The sequence below is a fragment of the Algoriphagus halophilus genome, assembly GCF_900129785.1.
Lineage (GTDB): Bacteria > Bacteroidota > Bacteroidia > Cytophagales > Cyclobacteriaceae > Algoriphagus > Algoriphagus halophilus.
This window is the reverse complement of the sequence record NZ_FSRC01000001.1, coordinates 1,958,608-1,978,701: the sequence shown is the minus strand read 5'-3', so window position 1 is coordinate 1,978,701 and position 20,094 is coordinate 1,958,608. Positions and strand designations below refer to the sequence as shown.

21 protein-coding genes are annotated in these 20,094 nt (G+C 37.2%); 10 read left to right on the top strand and 11 right to left on the bottom strand.

Features of this window, described 5'->3' with window-relative positions:
* The first annotated feature begins 67 nt into the window (after positions 1-67).
* On the top strand, positions 68-1,030 hold the full coding sequence (locus tag BUR11_RS08410) for a PorP/SprF family type IX secretion system membrane protein (protein ID WP_074224390.1): 963 nt from the start codon (positions 68-70) through the stop codon (positions 1,028-1,030).
* A 46-nt stretch (positions 1,031-1,076) separates the two neighbouring features.
* On the opposite strand, the gene BUR11_RS08405 is transcribed toward BUR11_RS08410, so the two are convergent.
* The 4 genes from BUR11_RS08405 to BUR11_RS08390 all read right to left on the bottom strand — a co-directional run bounded on the left by BUR11_RS08405 (position 1,077) and on the right by BUR11_RS08390 (position 4,342).
* Positions 1,077-1,829: a glycoside hydrolase family 25 protein gene (locus BUR11_RS08405; protein ID WP_074224389.1), complete on the bottom strand. Its 753-nt coding sequence runs from the start codon at positions 1,827-1,829 to the stop codon at positions 1,077-1,079.
* Complete coding sequence (locus BUR11_RS08400; protein ID WP_074224388.1) at positions 1,826-2,710, bottom strand: hypothetical protein; 885 nt, start codon at positions 2,708-2,710, stop codon at positions 1,826-1,828. The genes BUR11_RS08405 and BUR11_RS08400 overlap by 4 nt, the downstream gene beginning before the upstream one ends.
* Before the next feature lie 66 nt (positions 2,711-2,776).
* Positions 2,777-3,397, bottom strand: a complete 621-nt coding sequence (locus BUR11_RS08395) for an NADPH-dependent F420 reductase (protein ID WP_074224387.1) — start codon at positions 3,395-3,397, stop codon at positions 2,777-2,779.
* Between the two features lie 285 nt (positions 3,398-3,682).
* Complete coding sequence (locus BUR11_RS08390; protein ID WP_074224386.1) at positions 3,683-4,342, bottom strand: ROK family protein; 660 nt, start codon at positions 4,340-4,342, stop codon at positions 3,683-3,685.
* 218 nt (positions 4,343-4,560) lie between these two features.
* On the opposite strand from BUR11_RS08390, the gene BUR11_RS08385 reads away from it, so the two are divergent.
* Together BUR11_RS08385 and BUR11_RS08380 are read left to right on the top strand one after the other, a co-directional pair.
* Complete coding sequence (locus tag BUR11_RS08385) at positions 4,561-5,028, top strand: DinB family protein (RefSeq protein ID WP_074224385.1); 468 nt, start codon at positions 4,561-4,563, stop codon at positions 5,026-5,028.
* 199 nt (positions 5,029-5,227) lie between these two features.
* Positions 5,228-5,419, top strand: a complete 192-nt coding sequence (locus tag BUR11_RS08380) for a CsbD family protein (protein WP_074225176.1) — start codon at positions 5,228-5,230, stop codon at positions 5,417-5,419.
* 60 nt (positions 5,420-5,479) lie between these two features.
* Here the strand turns inward: BUR11_RS08380 and BUR11_RS08375 are convergent, their stop codons facing one another.
* Positions 5,480-5,659 (bottom strand): histone H1, encoded by a 180-nt coding sequence (locus BUR11_RS08375; RefSeq protein WP_074224384.1) that lies wholly within the window; start codon positions 5,657-5,659, stop codon positions 5,480-5,482.
* Positions 5,660-5,984: 325 nt separating this feature from the next.
* On the opposite strand from BUR11_RS08375, the gene BUR11_RS08370 reads away from it, so the two are divergent.
* The 3 genes from BUR11_RS08370 to BUR11_RS08360 all read left to right on the top strand — a co-directional run bounded on the left by BUR11_RS08370 (position 5,985) and on the right by BUR11_RS08360 (position 9,572).
* A complete protein-coding gene (locus BUR11_RS08370) occupies positions 5,985-7,367 on the top strand; it encodes an MATE family efflux transporter (RefSeq protein WP_074224383.1) in 1,383 nt (460 codons plus the stop codon).
* 107 nt (positions 7,368-7,474) lie between these two features.
* Entirely contained in the window at positions 7,475-8,893 is a 1,419-nt protein-coding gene (locus BUR11_RS08365) for a sugar porter family MFS transporter (protein ID WP_074224382.1), read from the top strand.
* A 217-nt stretch (positions 8,894-9,110) separates the two neighbouring features.
* Positions 9,111-9,572, top strand: a complete 462-nt coding sequence (locus BUR11_RS08360; protein WP_074224381.1) for a YehS family protein — start codon at positions 9,111-9,113, stop codon at positions 9,570-9,572.
* Here BUR11_RS08360 and BUR11_RS08355 read toward each other — a convergent pair.
* Positions 9,569-9,787 carry a YwbE family protein gene (locus tag BUR11_RS08355; protein ID WP_074224380.1) on the bottom strand — a complete coding sequence of 73 codons (219 nt, stop codon included), beginning with the start codon at positions 9,785-9,787 and terminating at the stop codon, positions 9,569-9,571. The genes BUR11_RS08360 and BUR11_RS08355 overlap by 4 nt on opposite strands.
* Before the next feature lie 147 nt (positions 9,788-9,934).
* Here BUR11_RS08355 and BUR11_RS08350 point away from each other — a divergent pair, with 147 nt between their 5' ends.
* The 3 genes from BUR11_RS08350 to BUR11_RS08340 all read left to right on the top strand — a co-directional run bounded on the left by BUR11_RS08350 (position 9,935) and on the right by BUR11_RS08340 (position 11,469).
* Positions 9,935-10,405 (top strand): hypothetical protein, encoded by a 471-nt coding sequence (locus BUR11_RS08350; protein ID WP_074224379.1) that lies wholly within the window; start codon positions 9,935-9,937, stop codon positions 10,403-10,405.
* Positions 10,406-10,414: 9 nt separating this feature from the next.
* On the top strand, positions 10,415-10,888 hold the full coding sequence (locus BUR11_RS08345) for a hypothetical protein (protein ID WP_143185880.1): 474 nt from the start codon (positions 10,415-10,417) through the stop codon (positions 10,886-10,888).
* A gap of 113 nt (positions 10,889-11,001) precedes the next feature.
* On the top strand, positions 11,002-11,469 hold the full coding sequence (locus BUR11_RS08340; protein WP_074224377.1) for a hypothetical protein: 468 nt from the start codon (positions 11,002-11,004) through the stop codon (positions 11,467-11,469).
* A gap of 104 nt (positions 11,470-11,573) precedes the next feature.
* Here BUR11_RS08340 and BUR11_RS08335 read toward each other — a convergent pair whose 3' ends face one another.
* The 3 genes from BUR11_RS08335 to BUR11_RS08325 all read right to left on the bottom strand — a co-directional run bounded on the left by BUR11_RS08335 (position 11,574) and on the right by BUR11_RS08325 (position 15,179).
* On the bottom strand, positions 11,574-11,822 hold the full coding sequence (locus tag BUR11_RS08335) for an acyl carrier protein (protein WP_074224376.1): 249 nt from the start codon (positions 11,820-11,822) through the stop codon (positions 11,574-11,576).
* Between the two features lie 594 nt (positions 11,823-12,416).
* On the bottom strand, positions 12,417-13,904 hold the full coding sequence (locus BUR11_RS08330) for a glycoside hydrolase family 32 protein (protein WP_074224375.1): 1,488 nt from the start codon (positions 13,902-13,904) through the stop codon (positions 12,417-12,419).
* Between the two features lie 6 nt (positions 13,905-13,910).
* Positions 13,911-15,179, bottom strand: a complete 1,269-nt coding sequence (locus BUR11_RS08325; RefSeq protein ID WP_074224374.1) for a glycosyltransferase — start codon at positions 15,177-15,179, stop codon at positions 13,911-13,913.
* 72 nt (positions 15,180-15,251) lie between these two features.
* On the opposite strand from BUR11_RS08325, the gene rfbA reads away from it, so the two are divergent.
* A complete protein-coding gene (gene rfbA / locus BUR11_RS08320) occupies positions 15,252-16,115 on the top strand; it encodes a glucose-1-phosphate thymidylyltransferase RfbA (RefSeq protein ID WP_074225175.1) in 864 nt (287 codons plus the stop codon).
* Positions 16,116-16,190: 75 nt separating this feature from the next.
* Here rfbA and BUR11_RS08315 read toward each other — a convergent pair whose 3' ends face one another.
* Positions 16,191-18,962 carry a M14 family zinc carboxypeptidase gene (locus tag BUR11_RS08315; protein WP_074224373.1) on the bottom strand — a complete coding sequence of 924 codons (2,772 nt, stop codon included), beginning with the start codon at positions 18,960-18,962 and terminating at the stop codon, positions 16,191-16,193.
* Positions 18,963-19,069: 107 nt separating this feature from the next.
* Positions 19,070-20,092, bottom strand: coding sequence for a hypothetical protein (locus BUR11_RS08310; protein ID WP_074224372.1), 1,023 nt, complete (start codon positions 20,090-20,092; stop codon positions 19,070-19,072).
* Positions 20,093-20,094: the final 2 nt, after the last annotated feature.

Sequence of the window (20,094 nt, the reverse complement as noted above, 5' to 3'; positions counted from 1 at the left end):
GACTGAATCTGGGTGACCGGGGCGTAAAAATCTCGGTTGCCCAATTTTTAAACATTTCAATTTTGCAATGAAAAAGAATATCAGAAATATCGCAATGGTTTTTTTAGTCCTTTCAGTAGCACTAACTGCAGAGGCTCAGTCGAGAAAACACATCTCCAATTTCAGCCATTTTCAAAGTTACTTCAACCCTGCATTAACAGGATATGAAGGGAGTACTATCCGAGGCTTTGTAAGAAATCAATGGTCAGGGTTTGAGGGAGCTCCTAAGACTTATTTTATATCAGCAGAATTGGACTTCGGAGAACTTGCCGGGGAGGAAGATCCAGCATTGATGGGTAAGAATGCGGTGTCAGCAAATATGTTATACGATACTTATGGAGCATTTAGAGAAACTGAATTATTACTTTCATATGCTTCTAGAGTGAGGTTAACTGAGCAACATAACTTACGATTGGGTGTGGGGTTAAACTACCAGAGTATTAGACTTGATGGGAATTCATTGACAACTGAAGAACAAAATGACCCTACGTTGGGGCAATATATTGGCCAGTTTTCAAATATGAATGTGATAGACTTTAATCTTGGTATCGCTTTGACTCATGCCAAATATTATGTTTCCTATGGAATGCATAGAGTAGCAGGAGGGAAGATTACTTCTGGGGATGAGTTTATGGATGGCTACCCTACAGCAATCATGGTTCAGGCAGGGTATAGAGAATCTATAAGCGAAAATTTAGGAGTGATTTTCAACGCATTTTACAGAAGCCAGAAAGACATGAAAGACAATCTGGAATTTAACTTGAAAGCTCTTCTAATGGATCGGGTATGGGTTGGAATGGGTCATAGAATAAACTATGCTACCAATGCACAATTAGGGATCTTAACCAACAGGCTAAGAATCGGGTACCTATATGAATTTTCTACAGGTGGTGGGTATAATTTACCGGGCAACACACACGAGTTCACTGCTGTATTTAACCTGTTCCGTGACAACAATAGAAGATCAGATAATCAAGTCCTGATTTGGTAGAAATTCGAATACATCTCAAAAAAAATAGGCCCAACACATATTGGGCCTATTTTTTTATGACTTCAAATGGTTTAGTAGGATTGTATAAATCATGGTCTACCTGACCAATGGCTCCTTCAATGGTGCCTCTTTCAGATCTTTGCCAGATTAACCAGCCTATATCGCTCCAAGTTTTAGGAATGGTTGGTTGTTCGACTCCATATTCTGCAATCCATAAATGATAATTTGAAAAATTAGCATGAGTCAGATATCGATCTCCAAACACATGGTTGGTATAAATAATGGGTTTTACACCAAGTTTGGATTCTACATGATTTAACCATGTTAATACTTCAGATTGAAAAGTTGTAGGATTGATTTCACCTTTTATTCCTCCCTGTTCTAAATCCAAAACCGGAGGCATATCTCCAGGTCCATAATCGATGATACTAATAAATAAATTTGCTTGTTCTATTGCGTCAGCATCTGAAGTGAAAAAATGATAAGACCCATGTGCTAATCCATTTTCATGGGCTCCAATTTTATTTTGGGCATAATCAGGATCTTTAAAAGATTTTCCTTCAGAAGCTTTGTCATAAACAAATGTGATCTTGGCATCTTTTACTTTTGGCCAGTTGACATCACCTTGGAAATGCGATACGTCTATGCCTAATATTTGGGGAGTTTTTTTGACTTCTACACTGTCTGAAACCGGAGGTGGCTTTGGAACACTCTCTTGAACTGTGGCCTGTTTTTTTGAACAAGACCATATCAATAGTGAAATTATAACCAATGAAGTGGTTCTGCTGTGATAATTCATGATTTGGTAATACTTTGAATGGATTCAAGCTTCTTATCAATTTCTTGAAGTGGCTTATCAAATTGAAACAAACGTTGGAGAGCCAAGGACATGAGGTACCAAAAAAGCACTGGTAATATTCCAAAAATAATGAGAATGTTACTCATTAAAGAAACTGCTAGCTCCAAGCCGTGGTGGCCTGCAAATCTCAAGACATCCAGAAGGTCTTCTCCTGCTTGATCAATATCGTCTACAATGGAATCCCCTAAACTGATTGCGTCATCTTCGACTTTATCAAAAAGGTTTAACCTTCCTTTATTTTTGGATTTTTGATGAGCTTTCAATGCCTCTAAAGAGGTTTTATGTAGCTCTTTTTTAGCATTGATTGAGTCTTTTGTAGTTAATAAACTTGATTTTAAGTCAGCACCTAAATCTATTTCCATTTGATTAGACAAACTGGATAACAACTGGGTGTATATTCCTAAGCCTGGTGTTATTAAGAGACCAATTATTAATAAGTTTTTACAGATGCTTTTTGTATAGTTGATAAATAAGCCTAAAAAGCTTACTACCAGGACTAATTTGAACACCCACCATTCGCTTAATTTTAATATCCCTAATTGTAAGAGCATTAGTAAATCAGCAAAATTTAAATAACTCAATAATTTGTCAAAATCGTTTTCATAAGTATGTGCCCATGATTTTAGGAAAGGGATGGTTTCAGCTAATGGAATGGTCAATGTCTCAATTTCTTCTAATAATATGATGCTTTCGGAAATTTCCTTAGAAGCTTTTTCTTCGAACGAAATTGCACTATTATAAAAAGGGTTAAAGAAGGATAATAGTATTAAGATTCCTGAAATTAGATATGGTAAATATCCTTTTTTTAAAAAATTATTCATAAGATGCTGTTAGGGGAGAATAGATAATTTATAAAAATCTTATCTAATTTGATTTTAAGTTTATTTCTAGACTGAAATCAGCTTAAAATGATAATTAGATTGTTCTTTTTTTTGCCAGGTTATTTCTTTACTTAATTGATAAAATGCCTCTAATAAATAAGCATTATCAATCTGACCTGCATCAATTGCTTTATACCCTATCAGTTCGATTAGCCTCTTTACTCTCAATTTTTCAATCGTTCCTTCCCCACAAAAATAAGTCTCCTTTATTATTCCAAGGATATCGGATTTAGGGTAATCTAATCCAAGATTGTTAAATGCTTTAAAAACCAGATTACTAGGTGCAGATTTCTTAATGATAGCAGTATTTGATTGATTATTAGTGTCTAAACAATGCTTATTATTGGTACAATCTATAATCAATTTATCTTCTAAATCGACTTTCTCAAGTGCAACACATATTTCTTTTAGATAGTCATTTTCACAACATATGAGAATAATGTCAGATTGAATAATTGCTGATTCGTAAGGACAAATCCGATCAAAAAATTTATTTAATATTTTCCACTCAGTAATTTCAGTATCAAAATCACTTCTAACTCCAAAAACTACTTGGATCCCTGCATCAATATACTTTTTACCTAAAGTTCTAGACAGGTTAGTTCCTCCTAAAATTCCTAATTTCATAATTGGCTTACAATATGGGTGAATTATGATAGCCTTTGAAATCAAAGTAATTATTAACTCATAGAATTAAAGATTTGCTATAAGATTTCAATAGGAAAGTTTAAAATCTAAGAGTAAAATTGGAATAATCAAAATTTTATTCTGAAAAAATACTATTCTAAATATGAAATGCAATTGTTATAGTTTGATATTCATATAGAGTTACATAAAAAAATAATTAGAATTTAATTAAATCATAAATAAGATAATAAATAGGGGAGTTGGGCGAATCAAATTAGAGTAATATTAGATATTAAAATCCTCTTCCCAAAGACGGAACCCACCTTTAAATGCATTTTGATTAGTGCCTAATCTACATCCTTCAGGTACATAGGACAATAATTTAGAATTACCTCCTCCTAATAATATATCATCAGGTTGGAATACATGTGAGAACTTTTCAATACAGTTATATACATGTTTTTCCCATTTTTTTGAGCCACTCTTATTTAAAAACTCTTTTCCTACATAATTTTCAAAAGTCCCCTTTTTATAAGGTAAGTGACCAGCTTCCAAAGGAATAATTGTCTTATTGACTACCATCGCAGTTCCTAACCCGGTACCGAGTCCAAGGAATAACATCTTTTTGTTTTCATACCCTCCTAGGGCTTGCATGGCAGCATCATTTATTAGTTTTACGGGACAATTAAAGGCAGCTTCAAAATCAAACCTTTTCCAGCCGTCTCCCAAATTGACTGGCTCTGTGATTACTTTATTGTTCTTTACGATTCCTGGAAAACCTATTGATACCACATCATATTTCCAATTGGATGCATTTTCTTTTATAAGAGGAATCATTTCCTCCGGAGAAAAATTGTTCCCTGAAGGTATTTTAATTCTTTCAGGCTGACCGGTTGCTAAGATCTTAATATTGGAGCCTCCGATGTCTATAACTAAAATATTCATGCTTAAATTATGAATTCTCCTAGGGAGAATTGGGTTTTACTTTTTGGTGATCTCTTTATTTAAATGATTTAAAACCAATGGTATATGGGTGAAAAAAGTTTGCTTTACAAGAAGTAGCACTTTCTTTCATAATTAAAGATAATCAATAATATTTTTTGGAGGGGCTTGAATTCTTAAAAGAATCATCAAATTTATATACTATTAAATATTCCCTAAGTATGAAATCATTGGATAATTCTGCTTTCTATCGTGATTTTTTTAATTACAATCACCAGATCAATTTGAAATTGGCGGCTTCTTTTGAATCAATATCAAGCCAGTTAAGTCCAAAAATTATTGAATTAACATGCCATATTGTAAATGCCCATCATCTTTGGAATGCAAGAATAAAAGGGATTCCAGACCCTTGTAAACCTTGGGATTTATTTCCAATTCAAGAATTTGCCGAAAAGGATCAATTCAATTTTGAATCGACCTTGGAAATTCTACGAGAAACTGATCTGGATATTAAGTTTAGGTATAAGAATTCTTCCGGTAAATCTTTTGAAAGCTTTGGGAGAGATGTGCTTACTCATATTGTAAATCATTCCACCTATCATAGGGGGCAAATTGCCATGCTTATGCGCGAGCTTGGATTAGAGCCTATACCCTCTGATTTTATCCACTTCAAACTTCATGTTGAATAGAGTGAATGAAGAATGAAATTCCCCAATTTGTTACTTTAATTCTATGAAGCTGTACGGAGGACTTCGGTTGAGAATTCCATTATTAGTGATTAACTGCTGAAAATCAGGGAGATACTATTTGCTTTGAATGCTCAAGGATTTAGGCATGACTTGTGAACTACTTATAGTAAATAAATTAGTTTACTTAAAAACAGAAATTATGAGTTCATTTAAAGATAAAGCAAAAGGAAACTGGAACGAGATCAAAGGTAAAATCAAGGAAGAATATGCTGAAGTTACCGAAGATGATCTTTTATTCGAAGAGGCTCAAGAAGACCAATTGATTGGAATTATTCAAAAAAAGACTGGTAAGGCCAAGGAAGAAGTGAAAAGTTTCATAGATAGTTTATAAAAATCTTCCATAGATAGAAAAAGCCCCGTGGTACTTAAATCACGGGGCTTTTTATTGGGTTTACTTTGCAGCGTTCTTCATTGCAGTAATTTCTGCTCTGATTTCCTGTGCAAGATTTTTAATAGCCTGCATACCGTTTCTTACTCTGGTACCTGCAGCTTTGTTACCTCCCTCATAGAATTTTTCAAAATCTGATTCAAGAGAATTAACCAGGTCTTGCATTTCTTTAAATCTGCTCATAATAGCTTTTTGTTTAAAATTGTAATATTAGGTTGACGGGCAAATGCTGCCATAGAGTAATAATAGCAACTTTAAAGCCCTTTATGAAGCCTTTTTCAATTGATTTTTGAGATTTTTTCTATTTGCCTTGATATTAGACAAATAAATATAACTATCTGAAGATTTTTCTGTCTAAGAAAGTGTTTTGCTCCTCCATTTTTCCTTTCAATGCTATGAATAGACTTTTTGAATTTCATGAAAAATCAACTATTTCAAGGCTAGTGTCCTCTTTTTACCTAGCAAAATTTTAGTTTTCTTGCGCAATCAAATTTTTAAATCTCTTCTAATGAGTATTTGGAATCTAATCAAAGAGGCAATACAAGGGAAAGAACAGGATTTCACCAAGCTCTCACTTAAAACAGCCATTTTTGTTTTAGCCATCCCCATGATTTTGGAGATGATGATGGAATCTTTGTTTGCCATCGTAGATATATTTTTTGTCGCCAAATTGGGTGAAAATGCCATCGCGACGGTAGGTCTCACTGAATCCGTCATTATTATCGTCTATGCGATGGGCTTTGGTATCAGCATGGCGGCCACAGCTTTGATCGCGAGAAGATTTGGTGAAAAAGAATACAGAGAGGCTGGAGCAGCTGCATTTCAGCTGTTATTGGTAGGAGGAACCATCGCAGTAATTTTGGGTTTGATCGGATGGGTTTTTGCTCCGGATATATTGGGGTTGATGGGGGCTGAAGCTGATGTGATTGCATCTGGCGTTGGTTTTACCAGAGTGATTTTTGCCGGGAATATAGCCATCATGCTTTTATTTCTATTGAATGGGGCATTTAGAGGTGCTGGTCAAGCTCATCATGCCATGAGATCCCTGTGGATTTCCAATGGTTTTAATATAATTCTGGACCCACTTTTTATTTTTGGTATTGGGAGCTGGCAAGGTTGGGGATTAGAAGGGGCAGCCATCGCTACTACCTTAGGAAGGTCTTTGGGGGTGTTATATCAATTATATCATCTTTTTAATGGAAAACATAAGTTGACCATTTTAAAAGAGAACATTCAGGTTTCTTGGGCGATCATTAGAAAGATCATGGATATAGCCATCGGCGGAATGGGGCAATTTTTGATCGACTCAGTCTCTTGGATTGCATTGACCAGAATGAATGCAGAGTTTGGCTCTGCTTCCTTGGCTGGATATACCATTGCATTTCGTGTGTTAATGTTTACCCTTATGCCAGCTTGGGGATTATCTGGGGCAGCTGCTACACTAGTGGGACAAAATCTAGGGGCGAAAGAAGTGGAACGAGCTGAGAAATCGGTCTGGCTTACTACAAGATATACCGTGATTTTTATGGGTTCAGTGACTGGAATCTATCTCTTATTTCATCAACAACTGGCCGGTTTTTTTACGGATATTCCAGAAGTAAGGGATATTGCTGCACAGGGACTTTGGGTCATTGTATTGGGCTATGTGTTTTTTGCTGTGGGCATGGTGCTGACTCAAGCTTTTAATGGGGCAGGTGACACCAAAACTCCCGCCTACATTAATATAGGGGTGCTATGGTTCCTTGAAGTACCCTTGGCTTATTTTCTTGCATTTCCATTTGGCTTAGGGTATTTAGGGATTTTCATTGCCATTTCATTCGCCCATTCATTTCATGCTTTTGTTGCCTTGTATTTTTTTAAAAAAGGAAATTGGAAGAACGTGAAGGTGTAATTACTTCCAGGTTTTTTTTGAACTACAGACAGTCAAGGATGGTCATGTGAAATTTTACCTAAATTTCACCCTTTGCAAAAGGAAGATTTAGAAACATATGATTTGAAATGGGGCTAGAACAGAATAACTCAAAAGAATTTCAATACAACCAACGCTATATTTGGTTAATCAGTCTGACTGCAGCCCTAGGTGGTTTTTTGTTTGGTTATGACTGGGTAGTAATAGGCGGTGCTAAACCTTTTTATGAGCCTTATTTTAATATTACTTCTACCAGTGACCAAGGCTGGGGAACAAGTTCGGCTTTGGTGGGCTGTATGGTTGGAGCCATTCTTTGTATTATCCTAAGTGATAAATTAGGAAGGAAAAGATTACTGATATTTTCCGGGTTTTTATTTTCACTTTCTGCATTAGGAACTGCTTTATCGGAAACCTTCTGGTGGTTTAATGCTTATCGGATCGTAGGTGGGGTAGCGATGGGTATCGCTCTGAATCTTTCACCGCTTTACATTGCAGAAATTTCTCCTCCCGAAAAGCGAGGGATGTTTGTAACCATTAATCAATTGCTGGTGATGGTAGGAGTATTGTTAGCTCAGCTATGTAATTGGCAAATTTCTTTGATAGATACCAGTTTACCTGAGAACGCAAGTTTCGAAGTCATTGCTGCAAGTTGGAGTGGTCAGATGGCTTGGAGGTGGATGTTTGGTGCAGAAATCATTCCTGCACTCCTGTTTTTTTTATTGATGTTTTTAGTGCCTGAAAGTGCACGTTGGTTGGTTAAGAATAACCAGATGGACAATGCAAAAAAGGTATTGGAAAAGATAGGAGGGAAGTACTATAGCGAAGTCTCCATAGCTGATATCAAAAACACTCTTCATCAGGGAGATTTGGGGAAAGTTCATTTTAAGGATTTGTTAAAAAAGCCACTTCCTAAATTGATCGGAATAGGTATTTTCTTGGCTTTCCTTCAGCAATGGTCTGGAGTGAATGTAGTTATCTATTATGCAGCAGATATTTTTCAGGCAGCTGGGTATAACCTAAAGCAAATGATGTTAAATATTGTGGTAATTGGCGGAGTCATGGTTTTGTCTGTGTTCATTACCATTTTTACGGTGGATCGATTCGGAAGGAAGAAGCTTCTATTAATTGGGACTGGTGCAATGTCCATCCTATATGGCTTAATTGGGTACTCATTTTCAGTAGATCAGGGTGGATTGGTAATCGTACTTTTAGTGTTGATCAATGTCATGTTTTACTCCTTTACCTTAGCTCCACTTTTATGGGTGGTGTTGTCAGAAATTTTCCCTACAAGAATTCGTGGTGCTGCAATTTCAATTGGAGCATTGGCTCATTGGTTAGGGAATTTTACACTTACCTACTTTTTTCCAGCCATCAAGGAAAATCTTGGCTGGGCAAATAACTTTTGGTTATATGGCCTTATTTGTGCGTTTGGGTTTGTAGTGGTGTATTTGGTTTTACCAGAAACCAAGGGAAAAACATTGGAACAGTTAGAGCAGGATTTGAACTAGAAATTGCTGGTGTTATTTCCGGGAAACAAAGAGAAATGATAAATCCAGGCCCAGAAACCGAAAAGGATAAATTTATTGTATTGATGCTTTCATAAGCTATGGCCATTCCGCAAAATACAAAAGAGGCATTTTAACTTATTTATTATTCGAATTTCAACTTATTCTAAAACTATGATAGGTCGTTTTTATTCCCTTATTTTGAATCAGATTTAAGCATATGAGTAATAACGATATCTTTCGAAGTCTACGCTATACCTTTGACATCAATGATTTTTTGATGATTGAAATTTTTGGTATGGCAGGGCTAGAAGTGGACAGACCTACTGTTTCAAATTGGTTGAAAAAGGAGGATGACGATGATTTTAAACCTTTGTATGATAAGGATCTTGCTGCATTTTTAAACGGATTTATAATCCTAAAAAGAGGAAAAAAGGAAGGCAATGATCCTGTAAATGAAAAAAGTCTAAGTAATAACCAGGTTCTACGGAAATTGAAAATTGCTTTGAGCTTAATTGATGAGGATATGTTGAACATGTTGAAGTCTGTGAACTTTCGACTTTCAAAGCACGAACTGAGCGCATTTTTCAGAAACCCTACTCAAAGCCAATATAGAGATTGTAAGGATCAGGTGTTAAGGAATTTTTTGAAAGGCCTTCAGGTAACCTATCGCCCCAGTTAATCTTCCTCTGGGAATACTTCCTTTACTCGTCCTACTTCTCCAGTATCTAGCATTACTTTAATCCCATGGGGATGGGTAGGGGAGCTCGTTAAAATTCTCTTGACAAAACCTTCTGTAATTTCACCTGTTCTCTGGTGATGCTTCTGTACAATGCTCACTTCGTCTCCAATATGGATGTTTTTTCGAATACTGCCCGGTAGAGATTTTTTTTCCATCCTCAAAAATACAAGTACCAAGGAAATAAAAAATTAGTTTTTCCTTTAAAAGTGTTGCGTTATTAGGCAGCATTGCGTTATCAATAATACCATGTAGAGAATAAACTATGTAGAGAAATAGATTTCTTAAATTTTTAATCAGTCAGGATGAAACAAAATTTACTTTTTTTAGGAATAATCGTGTTATCATTTTACGGTTGTAGCCAAGAAAATGAAATAGGTCCAATAAACGAGTTAGTTGGTTCCTATGAATTCAATATGAAGAATGTGGGGAATAATTATGAACTGGACTTTGTAGATAGGTTACAATTTAATCCAGATGGGGTAGTCTATGGGGAAGGGGTGGCCAGTTTATCAGGTACGAATCAGGTTTTGGGGTACCGTTACTACTTTAATGGTTCTTATAAAATTGAAGATGGTATCGTAAGTATCACTGAGGCTGAGACATTCCAAACGCAGGATGAAGCATCCTTTTTTGACGCCAAGGATGATCTTGTTTATAAGGATGGGAGGCAGGTTTGGGATCAATTTGCTATTGAAGATAATTACCAGAAACTTCATGGTATATGTCCTCCCAATGCCAATTGTTTGAATATTATATTTAATAAAATTTATTAATTGTCAATCATGAAAAGAACACTTGTTTTAATAATGTCCCTGCTAGTTATTTTAGTTGGCTGTAAAAATGAGGATGATGAATTGAATCCTGGCCAAGCAATACTGGGAATCTATCAAAAGACGGATAGAGAAATAAGTGATGAGTTGGACTTTGTAAGAATCATAGAATTGAAGCAGGGGCAGAAAGTCGTCGCCCAAAGTACCGCTAGGAATAAAGGTGAATCCGAAGATTTGGGCTATCAATATTATTACGAAGGAACCTATAAGTTAGAAGACAAAGTATTGGTTATAGATTTTACGGAGACCTTTCATTTAACTGATCCTGACATTTCTTATCTACCAAAAGTTGACCTTCCAGAGGTAAGTAGAGAATACTTCTTTGAGGATAGGTATACCGTGTCGGAGGATTATCAGGAGTTAACCTTCATCTGTCCCCCCAATGCCTTGTGCATGCCACCCACACCTTTTGAGAAGATTAATTAAACTCCAGTAATGGGGGGGTAAAGGCTGCTTTTAAATGAAAAGGCAGCCTTTATTTTTTCAGGACTTCTAATTTTCAGTAAATTAACGTAGCTTTTAATCAAAGTATTTCCAAAATGAGGATTCAGCTAGTTGCGATATTATTAATAGGTTCTTTTGTTTTTTTTGCTTGTAATGAGCAAAAAGAAGGAATGCTTCCAAGCCAACCTGAGTTAGGGAAATACCAAATGGAATTGAAAGGAAATACATTCGATCTGACCCATACCATTGAATTAAAACCGAGTGGGAATGTGCTGGGTTGGGGAATTATTAAGAATGCTGGGGATTCAAAGGATTTAGGATACAATTATTATTTCTCTGGAATATATACCTTGGAGGACGGGGTGGTTTCAATTTTTCAAGAGTCCTATTTCCAAGTTGGTGAAGCCGGTAAACAATATGATTCCAAGGAAATGCTAGTTTTAGTCCAGACAAGATCTGCGAGCTCAGATTATAGCATCAAGTCAAATTTCACGGAGCTACATTTCATTTGCCCTCCCAATTCTATTTGTTTGGAAGACCGAATCTTCAAACGAGTTGACTAAACAAATTCAGCCTTAAACGTTATTAAATTCTGTTTTTAAGCTAACCTATCTTGTTGTTTATTTACAGCAAGGAATTCAAGGTCATGATGAGTAATTGATGGTCTTTAATTGTCCTGAGGAATGTTCAACAATAAATTGATCAGGTCTTTGGGAGTGTTCACCTGGCCTAGTAGCTCATCTTGAAGAATGATATGCAGCTGATATTCCAATTCGAAAATGAGGCCGTTAATAAAAATCGGATCCATTTCTAGTTGTTGAATAAAGTGAGCATTTTTTTGTTGGCCAGAGAGATTTATCCCATAGGAATGAAAAACTTCAACTGCTTTTTTTAGTAGTGTAAATTGTTGGTTCATAGCACTTAAATTAGAGGTAGAAAGTAAAAGTCTTTTTAATTGACAATTAATACGAAGATTTTGGTCTTTAGGATTACCTTTTCAAAATTAATTGTTGTTAAAAGAAGTAAAAGGTAACATTTATCACGTAAGACAAACTTTGTAGTGCCCTAATATGAATGAAAATTTTGAGAAAAGTTTAGGTGGAAAAAATGTGCAGGACAAAGGCAGAAAGCATTTTCGACCTAAACCATGAAGCATTTTTTAATCGAAGGAATTCCTTTTTTGGGAACCATCAAAAGGAAGGAAAGCAGGCTAGTTTTTAATTCTACTCTTTAATATTTGGAGCCAATTATTTGTGATAGACCTTTCTGCTGTTAATGCAGATGCTAATTTCCCATCATAGATCTCCAGCATTTATGTGGGTAGTTTGGAGTCTATGAATTGAATTTTTATCCCAAAATAGTCTATCACCTCGATTTTTGATTTTCCCATTTTTTTAAGATGGCGATGTTCATAAAGACTGATTAAAGCAGTTCTTGATGCGCATTCCTTAAGTCTAATCCTTCCAAAATGTCATCCATAAAAACCTAAGAATCAAAATGCTTAATCCACCTATTTCTCTAATGAGAATAACTTTGCGTTTTTTAGGTTTTCTGATAATTCTACTTCTTTCCAAGGACTATTAGGAAATAAAGTAGAAGTCATTACTAGCTCCCCCTGATTCACAAATACTTCCACGGAATGAGCATCCAGAAAGATTCTTAAATTCTTGGCTGGCCAACTCATGGGAGCGGAGTGAATGGCGGCAAAATCAGGGTCGAAACCTGAAATCCCAGCATTGGTTCGATCAATTGAGAGTAAGCCGTTTTCCTTTGTGATACGAAACTGTTCTCCCAATTCATTCCTAAAGTGGATAAAGAATGGTTCCTCATTGTCTATATCCACAGTAAGTTCTGTAGCTACGGAAGGCAAGGCAGATTGTACCTCTATTTCATAACTGCTTTTTCTAAGAAGGCTTAATTCTGCGACAGGTTCAGATTTTAATAGTAATGTTCCTTTTATGTCAATTAAACTCAAGCTTCTTGGAATAGTCATAGCAGACCTCCAGGTTTTGGTAGGTACTTCCTGTGCGTATAACCAGTTACTCATCCAACCAATTAAAACCACTCTTTCTTGATCAGATGGAATATTACTCCAGGTTACTCCCGCATAATTATCGGGTCCATAATCCATCCACCTGATCATCGTATCATCCGGAGTAAAAACTCCTTCTTCGAAATCTCCAATGAAATATTGTGTTGCTGAACCCTTTTGAGGACCTCCGGGATTGATACTGACCAATAAAACGTATTTAAGTTCTCCAGAAGGCGTTTTCATAGGAATTAAGTCGGGACATTCCCAAACGCCTCCATGTGCACCGATCCTTTTTCCAAATTCCCCAATCTTTTCCCAATCAATCAAATTGTCAGATGAATAAAATTCAATATGATCCGAAACTGCCAAAGTCATTAACCAAAATTCCTCTCCATCCTTACCTTGGAATAACTGAACTTTAGGATCTCTGAAGTCCCTAGCCCCGGGATTGGGAAGTACAGGGTTGCCCGAATATTTTTCCCAGGTTCTACCCTTGTCTAAGGAGAAGGCTATTCCTTGGCTTTCTATCTCTACCAATCCACTTTTTTCTTTGTTAGGGTCATGATAGGTGAATATTGCTACAATAGGAGGAGTTTCCTCAGTTCCTAAACCAGAGCTATTCTTAGAATCTACGACCGCGGAACCTGAAAATATATATCCCAGGCTATCTGGTTCCAAGGCGACATTAAGATGCTCCCAATGAGTGAGGTCCCGGGAAACTGCATGTCCCCAATGCATAGGCCCCCAAACTGTACTATCAGGATAGTATTGGTAAAACAAATGGTATTCCCCGTCCAGGTAAAACATGCCATTGGGATCGTTCATCCATGAAGTTTCGGGGGTAAAATGATATACCGGGCGAAATTGTTCTCCTGCTGAAGGCTGAAAAACAACCGGATTGTCTTGTTGGCAGGAACTAAAAATTAGCATGGTGAGTAGGAAGAGATGGGATTGAATGTATTTCATGGAGAATTAATCTTGAGTGATTTCTTTAATGACTTTTTCTTTAGATGCTTCATTGATCATTCCCTTGGCTATTGCATCAGCTTGGGTTTTAAAGTCTTTTTGATTCCAAAATTCCAATAAAGCCTTTTCAAAATTATTGGAAGTAATTTTATGAATGCTGGTACCTTCTGGCCCTAAGCCTCTCTTTAAGATAAGCCTGTTCCAGAAATATTGGTCGACGATATGAGGAATAATCAGCTGAACGCAGCCATTGATCGCTGCATGATGAGTTGTGCCTGATCCTCCATGGTGGATCATTCCGTATATTTTTGGCAAAACCCAATCATAAGGTACCTGATTTACATAAAATATTAAATCTGAATCCATCTCTATTTTCTCAAGTCCACCCCAAGAAAGGTTTACAATGGTTGGGATCTGATGTTTGATCAACAAATGGATAAGAAGTTCTGAATATTTCTTTGGGTTTGGATTCGTCATAGAGCCGAAAGTCAGGAGAGCAGCCTTGGGGTGTTTCTCAATCCAATCATTCAACTCCGAGTCGATTTGGTAGTTCTTCATTTGGTTTCTGAAGAAATATCCCGTGATTTTGGCTGACTTAGGCCAATAATCTGGATAGGGGAATAGACTTGGAGAAATTGTATAAAGAGTTCTTAATTGAGTGGATTCGAATGTCTTTAATGTTTTTGAATTGATGGATAGTTTGGGAAAATCGCCGTAATAGGGTTTAAGTAGACGTTTCATTACCCCATATCTGGCTCCATTGACAAATCCATAGGATTTTAGGTTCCACTTTTCGGAGAAAGGTTTCCATTTTGCTAATCCTATATGAGGAAATTCTTTGACAGGGTGAATTAAGCAGGGCAACGGAGAAAGAAGTATAAACTTCCTAGGGTTTTCCATTGCTGCTAAATAATGATACAAGGCTTTGGCATGAAATAAGACTTTATCAGGATTTAGTTCTTTCAATGCCTCTTTTTGTTGCTGAACAATCAGTTTCTGGATTTTCAGAGAATTCATTATCAAATTAATATATCCCTTCAGCTGTTTAAAAGCACCTCCACCTCCCATAACTGCTTTTCCGCTTTGACTTTCCAGCATTTCCAGAAAACCTTTGTCAAAACCTAAAAAAGAGTATCCCAGTGCTTCGGTCAACTCTCGAAATTGCTCTGGGAATTGACATGTTATTTCATGACCAGCATGTTTTAAAAGTTCAGCTTGGGCTAAAAATGGTTCTATATCTCCTCTTGTTCCAATGGAAACTAGTAGAATTTTCATGTCATTTTTTAAAATGTAATGCAATCTGTAGTTTTGTCACCTCAATCTACTTTTGATTTTTATAATTTCTATATGAAAGGAATCATTTTAGCAGGAGGGTCTGGAACCAGATTATACCCTCTGACTATATCGGTGAGTAAGCAACTCATGCCAGTTTACGACAAACCGATGATTTATTATCCTCTTTCTGTCCTAATGATGGCAGGGATAAAAGATATTTTAATTATTACTACTCCTGACGATAATGCAGCCTTTGAAAGGCTCCTAGGAGATGGTTCACAAGTGGGTTGTAACTTTCAATACGCAGTGCAGCCAAGTCCGGATGGATTAGCACAGGCATTTATCATTGGAGAGGAATTTATTGGGAATGATAAAGTAGCCTTGATCCTCGGAGATAATATTTTTTACGGATCTGGTTTACATAAAACCCTTCAAGAACATACAGACCCTCAAGGTGGGGTCGTATTTGCTTATCACGTAAATGATCCACACCGTTATGGTGTGGTTGCTTTTGATGAGAACCAAAAAGCTATCAGTATAGAAGAAAAGCCTGCTGAGCCTAAATCAAACTACGCCGTACCAGGACTTTATTTTTATGACAATAGAGTGGTTGAAATCGCAAAGAGCATTAAACCAAGCCCTAGAGGTGAGTTGGAAATTACAGATATCAACAATGAATATTTAAAACATGGTCAGCTTCAGGTTGCCATTTTAAATAGGGGAACAGCTTGGCTGGATACCGGTACCCATCAATCCTTATTGCAAGCAGCCCAGTTTGTAGAAGTTATTGAAGAACGGCAGGGACTAAAGATTGGGTGCATTGAAGAGATCGCCTATCGAAATGGTTTCATCGATAAGGAGCAATTGCTCAAAGAAGCCGATAAACTTGGTAAAAGTGGATACGGAGCTTATTTGAGGAAGTTAGTAGCTCTATAAAAAAAGGGATTGAATCTTATTTGATTCAATCCCTTTTTTTGGGGTAAAAAGACTCGATGGCCTCTGTCTTTTAAACTATTTCAAATGATTCCAATTGATCAAGGCGTTCCAAACCAGAGGAGCGTCATGGTGATTCAAATACCGGTGTAATGGGTCAAAGGTGAATGCCAATACAGTTCCTTTTCCCACAGGTATATTGAAAATGGACCCGTGACCAATAATGGTTTGTTCATTTCTTACCATACCCGATCTTACATACGGAACATCTTTTCCATTCTCATCCTTCTTTTTCTCTACTTTCTCTTGATCAGGTTTGCCCATGATAGGTCCTTGGTAGGCTATCTCGTCTTTCAGGGGCTTGGTTCCATATTGTAGAAGCATCATATCCCTATCCTTAAGATCTACTCTATAGAGCGGTCCATTACCTCTGAAAATTGGAAAGGTTTCCGGGAACCCATATAAAACAGGACTTTCTGATTGTTTTATTTTTACCGTTACGACTGAGCCAGGGTGAAATAAACCAGAAGCGGAATAAGAATCCAAGTTTCTTACAATTCCCGTTTCTGCTACCATATTGGTAGAATTGTCCAAAGTGATGATTACTCCGCCTTCTTCCACAAATTTTTTCAAGTTGTCCATTCCGGCAAAGCCAGGTCCTCCCGTGATGTCTGGAGAGGAATCAGGGTATCCATGCGAAGGATACTCAGCAGTCTTTGTAAATGGTAAAGGACCAAACTCTGTAGTTACCCCATGAATAAAGTTTGCTCCATTTCCGCGAGCCCTAGGGACTAAAATCACATCAAATTTATCTTTTAATCCTCCTGCCTTTAAATCATCCTTGTCGATGGAGGTATAAGGAATTCCCCTTTGCTCAAAAGTATACCTGGACCAACCCTCATCTTGGGTATTAAACCAGGTATGGTAAATTGCTACTTTAGGTAAAGTCACGTCATGAACCTTGTCCGAATCAGGTGTTTGACTTCCTTGGATTAAGTCTAGTCCAAATTCCGAGGCAATTTGATCTGCTTGTTTGTTAGAAATCCCTTCCAAGAATACAGAGCCCTTTGGGAGTGTGTCAGCATCTAAAACAAATTCCTTTTCAATGATTTGAATGCTTGCGTTTTGGTTTTCTTTTTTCAGCCAATACAAAGCAGGTAAGACAGTGTTTTGAGCTTGGTATGGAATAAAATAATTTTTTCCATTGCCTGAAATTGCTCCTTGGTAAACCGCATCCTCAGTCAGTAATTGAAGGTCTTGGTCCTCATAAGAAATGCTATCTGATTTTTCAACATCCACCCCATAGAGGTAGCCCAACGTCCATGCAATGTCGTCATATGGAGGGAACTTCGCCTCTTTAGGGTATTTCTGTTCAGTTAATAAATTGTACGCAAGGTTTCTATAGGGTTGATCCATCAACACCACGTAATCGCCTTCATTTTCACCTGAAACAGCCTGATGAACTTCAATATGTTGAGCACGTAGTTGATTTGCCAAATAAGCAGCCATGGCAGGATCTTTCTGCTCCTTGGGAATAATAAAGGCTTTTGGTCCTTCTGTTTTCCCTTTTTGGATGGAATTCACCCCTTTTTGGTAAAAATTCTTTAATAGCTGTTCTCCATTATGAGCGGCATAGGTCAGAGAGGCCAATACCCCTGCCTGCATGTAATTGACATTGTTTCTGGCTGACCAATATACTTTTTCGGTTGGTGGATCTGGTCTATACCACTCTCTGCTGGTAGCGGGATCTCCAGCATATCTGGCATTGGAGAGGTCTCTCATATAAGTGTTGGCTCCAGCATTACCAAACGTTTCATAGAACCTACCATTGGAATTATGATTATTTGCTACCCATATGCCATAACCAGGCCACCAACCATCATAAAATGCCCAAGTAAAAGCTCCAGGCATGCCCTGACCTGCAAGACTGGCTATATCACTATTTGCCATAATTTGCCATTCACTGATGGTAATAGGATCCACTTGTTCATTATAAGGTCCTGTGCCAGTAGATATGTAGAGTAATGGCACTGATTCATGTAAGTCAAGCATGACTAAGGGATGCCATTCAAAGAAGATCTTAAAAATCCCTTTGGTAATCCCCTGTGATACCTGCAGACCATCTCTGTTATTGTCATGAAAGACGTATTTTCCCCAATAGGGAGTAGAGCGAGGAAAACCATCATCCCATTCCGTTCTTGCTTTGGTATATCTATGGTACCAATCTACCTGTTTGTCTCTGCCGTCTGGTTCCGATACTGGGTTGATCAATAATATGAGGTTTTCTCTGATATTTTTGATTGCCTCATCCTCACTGGTAATTAATCGGTAAGCCAATTCCATCAACATTTCAGGAGACCCCATTTCTGTGGAATGCATCCCTCCATTCAAATAATAGACAGGCTTGGAATCAGCAATAATAGCTTTTGCTTCTTCGGAAGATGTGATTCTTGGATCAGCCAGTTTGGATAGTTGGCTTTTATAATGATCCAGGCGATTCATGCTGTCATCTCCACCAATAATGACCATATAAATAGGTCTGCCTTCCTCAGTGGTTTCAACTTGCTCTATGCTTAGATGCGGGGATTTTTCTGCCAATAACTGGTAATAGCCATATATTTCCTTTGTCCCATGCATGATGCCTGGTGAACCAATGATTTGTCCAAAATGCTTTTTGGGTGAAGGGATTTCTGGATGATCAATAATTCCTAAAACGGAGGAAGGCAAAAACCTTGGGTCCGTGGTATACTCTTGGATTTTAGCACCATACTCCTCGTCAATTTTTTGAGCGAAAAGAGCTTGACATGCCAGTAAACCAAGAAGCAGACCCGAAAAAAAACGTGTCTTCATGGGTTTTTAAAATTGGTGGTGGATAAATCTATTCAGGTAAAAAGTTAAGCTTTTTCTAGAGGATGAATAGGTTCCTCATGTAAAAAATAAAAAATGTTGACAAAGGACTATTTCTTGATCAGTTGTTCCAAGCTAATTCTTAAGATCTGTCCCATGTTATGGCAGCTTAAAAACTTTTCGTTGGAATAATGCTTCGCCAAATCCTTCTTCAAGGAATCGATGTTTTCTGGCAATGAAATTTTGTCATGCTCCATTGCCCTCAGGATATCATCAATTCCTTTTTGCGAGGATCTTAATCGGTGTGCAATCAGTGCCCTCTCTTCTTTTTGATATTGATGCATTGACTCAGGAGTGATGTATTTCATCCCTAGCTGGATCAACATGTTGTTTTCTTTAAAATACTGCGGTAGGTAGATGGATTTTTTTCCTTCGTATGATTGCTGGTCAAAATCTATGGCCCGGATTCTATAATGGGTTTCCTCAAAATCGGGTGTGACGTCAATCACGAAATTAGCGGAATGCATGTCTCCCAATAATCTCACAAAACATCGCTCATTGAATTTGACAAACTCCTTGGCAAGCCTAATAGGGTTTAAATGCGAATCTTCCATGTGAATTCGCATAAATTTATCTCCTGGAATACCCGCAATATGTTCCTCTATCAACGTGTTTTGATGAACCAAATAGCTAATCCTATTAGGAGAGAGTAAGTGCTCCAGTTCTAATCCATATACCCGGGAAGCGTCTGCATTTTTAATGTAGAAATAGTCAAAGTTGTCATTGATTCTATTGACTATCCTCACCCGAAATGGCTGGGTATTCCCATAAATACATAAATCAATCCGGTCAACATATAGGTGCTCCATGACTGACATGTCTCCACCTGCCTTCAACAGCGCATAGATCTTCTTTACATTTAAATGAATTTCCTCCCTGTCAGATTGATCATAAAAAACGGTTTCCCACAAGGTGTCTTGGTCCTTGGAATCATACAAGGCGATAGAACTGGAATAACGGAGAAGCTCATGATAATGGATAGGAATATCCACCTCTCTGGAGTATTTGATCAAATACCTTCTTAAGCCAGGACTGATGGGATATATCTTCTTCTTTTTACTGATTAAAGCCATAG